Origin of the sequence: Mesorhizobium sp. M7A.F.Ca.CA.004.12.1.1 (assembly GCF_003997835.1) — a bacterium.
GTDB lineage: Bacteria > Pseudomonadota > Alphaproteobacteria > Rhizobiales > Rhizobiaceae > Mesorhizobium.
The window spans coordinates 1-4,359 of the sequence record NZ_RZRK01000523.1; the positions used below are offsets into that span (position 1 = coordinate 1).

The 4,359-nt window shown below is 65.5% G+C and carries 6 protein-coding genes; all 6 read left to right on the forward strand.

What is annotated here, in order from left to right:
- Positions 1 to 644 (forward strand): ABC transporter ATP-binding protein (locus tag EN984_RS24135; RefSeq protein WP_164765607.1); only part of this gene is annotated, 644 nt, incomplete at its 5' end.
- A 55-nt stretch (positions 645 to 699) separates the two neighbouring features.
- Complete coding sequence (locus EN984_RS24140) at positions 700 to 2,343, forward strand: dihydroxyacetone kinase subunit DhaK (protein WP_127272512.1); 1,644 nt, start codon at positions 700 to 702, stop codon at positions 2,341 to 2,343.
- Positions 2,344 to 2,415: 72 nt separating this feature from the next.
- Positions 2,416 to 3,018 carry a dihydroxyacetone kinase subunit DhaL gene (dhaL, locus tag EN984_RS24145; protein WP_127272513.1) on the forward strand — a complete coding sequence of 201 codons (603 nt, stop codon included), beginning with the start codon at positions 2,416 to 2,418 and terminating at the stop codon, positions 3,016 to 3,018.
- On the forward strand, positions 3,015 to 3,404 hold the full coding sequence (gene dhaM, locus EN984_RS24150; RefSeq protein WP_013528085.1) for a dihydroxyacetone kinase phosphoryl donor subunit DhaM: 390 nt from the start codon (positions 3,015 to 3,017) through the stop codon (positions 3,402 to 3,404). The genes dhaL and dhaM overlap by 4 nt, the downstream gene beginning before the upstream one ends.
- A gap of 21 nt (positions 3,405 to 3,425) precedes the next feature.
- Entirely contained in the window at positions 3,426 to 3,728 is a 303-nt protein-coding gene (locus EN984_RS24155) for an HPr family phosphocarrier protein (RefSeq protein ID WP_127271907.1), read from the forward strand.
- Positions 3,712 to 4,359, forward strand: a 648-nt coding sequence (locus tag EN984_RS24160; RefSeq protein ID WP_245480106.1) for a phosphoenolpyruvate-utilizing N-terminal domain-containing protein, incomplete at its 3' end; no start/stop codon positions are given. The genes EN984_RS24155 and EN984_RS24160, both read left to right, overlap by 17 nt.

Sequence of the window (4,359 nt, forward strand, 5' to 3'; positions counted from 1 at the left end):
GGATGCGCACCATCTTCGCCACCTCCTCGACCAAACTTTCGGGCGGCGAAATGCAGCGCGTCGCCATCGGCCGCGCGCTGGTGCGCAAGCCCTCGATCTATCTGATGGACGAGCCGCTATCATCGCTCGACGCCAAGCTGCGCGGCGATCTCAGGCTCGAGCTGAAGCGCATCCAGACCGAGCTCGGCGCCACTATGCTCTACGTCACCCACGACCAGATCGAGGCGATGACGATGGCAGACCGCATCGGCATCCTCACCGAGGGCGTGCTGGTGCAGATCGGCTCGCCGCGCACCATCTATTCAGAGCCGGCAAACCTGCATGTCGCGGCAAGGCTCGGCCAGCCGGCGATCAATCTTCTGCCGACCGGACTGCTGCCTGACGGCGGTGCACCGGCCGGCACCAAGACGATCGGCGCGCGCACCGAGCATCTGACGATCGCGAAGGCCGCGAATGGTCACGCCGACGGCGTTGTCGACTGGGTCGAGCATCTCGGTGACCAGAACCATTTGCATGTGACGGTTGGCCCTAAGAAGCTGGTGACGCTGACGGACCCCGACACGGATTTGGCGCAGGGCGACAGAGTGGTGATCCGCTACCGGTCACCGCTGTATTTCGGCGCCGATGGACAGCGATTGATGTGAGCGGTTTTCGGTGATTCAGCACCGGTTTTGACTTTGCCAGTACGGGACGAATTCGATGAAGCACTTTTTCAATCGCAGGGAAACGATCGTCACCGAGGCGCTCGACGGTCTGTTACGGACCATCGGATCAGGCGATCTCGCGCGCCTCGACGGCTATCCCGAGATCAAGGTCATCCTGCGCGCCGACTGGGACAAGACGAAAGTCAGTGTCGTCTCCGGCGGCGGGGCCGGGCACGAGCCGTCCCATGCCGGCTTCGTCGGCAAAGGCATGCTGACGGCGGCGGTCTCAGGCGAGATCTTTGCCTCGCCAAGCGTCGAAGCCGTGCTGGCGGCCATCCGGGCGGTCACCGGTCCGGCCGGCTGCCTGCTGATCGTCAAGAACTACACCGGCGACCGCCTCAATTTCGGCCTGGCGGCCGAGAAGGCGCGCGCCGAAGGGTTTCGCGTCGAGATGGTGATCGTCGCCGACGACATCGCGCTGCCTGATATCACCCAGCCGCGCGGCGTTGCCGGCACCTTGTTCGTGCACAAGATCGCTGGTCATTTGTCGGAAGCCGGCCACGATCTGGCATTCGTCGCAACGGCCGCTCGCGCGGCGGCGAAGGATATCGTTTCGCTCGGCATGTCGCTGTCGTCCTGCTCGATCCCCGGCCAACCGCACGAAGACAGGTTTGGCGAGAATGATGGTGAGCTCGGCCTTGGCATTCATGGCGAGCCGGGCGTCGAAAGGATTGCGGTGCAGAGCGCCGACAGGCTGGTGGCGATCATGGTGGAGCGCCTCGCGGCACGGCTTGATCCCGAGGCCACCTACGCCTTGCTGATCAACAATCTCGGCTCCGTGCCGCCGCTCGAAATGTCTGTCGTCGCCAATGCGGTGCTTGCATCGCCGCTGGCCAAAACCATCAAGCTGACGATCGGCCCGGGCCCGCTGATGACGGCGCTCAACATGAACGGCTTCTCGCTGTCGCTGATCCGGCTGGATGCGGCGCGCGAAACCGCCTTGCAGGCGCCGGTCGGTCCGCACGCCTGGATGCCGGCAAAGCCGGTTGTTTCACCTGCCGTCGTGCCGATGGCGAAAGCGGCCGGACAGAGCGCGGCACGCAAGCCCAGCCAGGATGCGCGGACCCGCTCTCTTCTCGTCACCATCTGCGAACGGCTGATCGCGCTGGAAACCACGTTGAACGGGCTCGACGCCAAGACAGGCGACGGCGACACCGGCTCGACGGTGGCGACCGGCGCGCGCAGTGTTCTCGAGCGGCTTGATGCGCTGCCGCTTGCCGAGCCGGCGGCGACCCTTGGCGCGATAGGTGACATTCTGAGCGCGTCGATGGGCGGCTCCAGCGGCGTGCTGCTGTCGATCTTCTTCACCGCCGCAGCGCAAGCTCTGGAGAGCGGCGCGAGCTTAGCCAAGGCGCTGCTTGCCGGCCTCGACCGAATGACTTTCTATGGCGGGGCCAGGATGGGGGATCGCACCATGGTCGATGCCCTCGAGCCAGCCCTCAGAGCGCTCGATGCCAAGAGCGTGGACGAAGCGGCTGTGGCGGCTCGACGCGGTGCCGAAGCCACCTCCGCCATGGACAAAGCTAAGGCCGGACGGTCCGCCTATGTCGGCAGCAAATTGCAGGGTGTGGTCGACCCCGGCGCTCACGCGGTGGCCGAAGTCTTCGCGGCCGCCGCCGCACTGCACGAAGCGGCCTGATTCATGCTCCAGTTGTCGAATGATCGTTCTTTCGATACTGCCGGCAAGATAGAAACCGGAAATGCGGGTGACATGGCGGCGTTGAACCTTGCCAGGCTGATCGCGGCCGCTGCGGATACCATTGCCGCTCACGCCGAGGAGTTGACGGCGCTCGACCAGGCGATCGGCGACGGCGACCACGGGCTGAACATGAAGCGCGGCTTCGAGGCCGTGCGCGCGGAAGCCGAAGCATTTTCGGCCAAACCGCTGCCCGATGCCTTGAAGGCAATCGGCACCAAGCTGGTGATGACGGTCGGCGGCGCCTCCGGCCCGCTATTCGGCACCCTTTTCCTGGCACTCGGCAAGGAGATTTCAGCGGCGCCTGATCGCGCCAATCTGACGGCGGCGTTCGGCAAGGCGATCGAAGCGGTGGCAGCACGGGGCAAGTCGCAGGTTGGACAAAAAACCATGCTCGACGTGCTGCAGCCGGTGCATGACGCGTTGCTGCAGGGAAAGACGGCGCCGGAAATCGCAGGTATCGCCGGTGCGGCCGCCGAGGCGACCGTGCCGATGAAGGCCCGGCGCGGCCGTGCGTCGTTCCTTGGCGACCGGTCGATCGGCCACATGGATGCCGGTGCACGCTCGACCGCGCTTCTGGTGCGCACGATCGTCGAAACGCTGGAAGGTCAGCCATGAGCAATGTCGGCATCGTCATCGTTTCGCATTCGCCGCTGGTTGCCGAGGGCACGGCCGACATGGTGCGGCAGATGGTGGGCGACGAAGTGCCGCTTGCATGGTGCGGCGGAAACGGCCATGGCGGGCTCGGCACCAATGTCGAGGCGATCATGGGCGCCATCGACAAGGCCTGGTCGGAAGCCGGTGTCGCCATTCTGGTCGATCTCGGCGGTGCCGAGACCAACTCGGAAATGGCGGTGGAGATGATCGGCGAGCCACGCTCGCACAAGATCATCGTCTGCAACGCGCCGATCGTCGAAGGCGCGGTGATGGCGGCGACCGAGGCCTCCGGCGGCGCCTCGCTCCGGGAAGTGGTGGCGACGGCACATGAATTGTCGCCGTCGTGAGTGAACGGGAAGTTTGAAGACATGTCCGCATCCGCCGAAGCGACCGTTGTGATCACCCACGAGGTGGGCCTGCACGCGCGTCCTTCGGTGAAGTTCACCAAGCTGGCCAAGAGCTTTGCCGCCGAGGTGGAAATCGCGCTTGCCGCCAACGGCCCCTGGTTCGACGCCAAGAGCATCGTCAAGGTGATGGCGACCAAGGCGCCGAAGGGTACGCTGTTGCACATCAGGGCCAGCGGAGACGGCGCCAATGATGCCGTCGACGCGCTGGTCGAACTGGTGCGGCGCGATTTCGACGAAGGCGCGGACCATGCCCGAACCGCTTAGGCTGCAAGGTATTTCGGCTTCGGCCGGTTATGCCGAAGGGCCGCTGTTCGACCTCGACCAGACTGTCGGCTCCTATGTCGGCAAAGAAACAGCCGACGATGAGAAGGCCGCGCTCGAAGCCGCAATCGGCATCGCCACGGGCCGTCTCACTGCAATGATCGGGATGGCCGAGGGCGATGCCGCCGACATTCTCGAGTTTCAGATCGCCATGCTGCAAGACGATGCGCTGAGCAGCCCGGCCTTTGCCGCGATCCGCACCGGCCTGCCGGCCGACACGGCGTGGCGGCAGGCGCTTAACGCTGAAATCGCCGGCTACGATGCTTCGGAGCAGGATTATTTCCGCGCGCGCGCCGCCGACATCCGCGATATCAGGGACCAGGTGCTGCGGGCTCTGTCGGAGGTTGGCAACGTCGAGCCGCCCGCCGGCGCCATCCTCTATGGCGAGGATATCGCGCCGACGCGTTTTCTCGAAACCGACTGGAGCTGCGGCGGCGGCATCGCACTGAAGGCGGGCAGCACCGCCAGCCACGTCGCCATGCTGGCGCGCTCGCGCGGCGTGCCCATGGTGGTCGGGCTCGGTGATTCGCCGGCTCACCTTGCCGCCCTCGCCCTGCTCGACGCCGAACATGGC

What these genes read in the sequence shown, in the direction of transcription:
- EN984_RS24140 (WP_127272512.1), top strand. Translation starts at nt 700, where the DNA reads ATGAAGCACTTTTTCAATCGCAGGGAAACGATCGTCACCGAGGCGCTC.
- dhaL (WP_127272513.1), top strand. Translation starts at nt 2,416, where the DNA reads ATGGCGGCGTTGAACCTTGCCAGGCTGATCGCGGCCGCTGCGGATACC.
- dhaM (WP_013528085.1), top strand. Translation starts at nt 3,015, where the DNA reads ATGAGCAATGTCGGCATCGTCATCGTTTCGCATTCGCCGCTGGTTGCC.
- EN984_RS24155 (WP_127271907.1), top strand. Translation starts at nt 3,426, where the DNA reads ATGTCCGCATCCGCCGAAGCGACCGTTGTGATCACCCACGAGGTGGGC.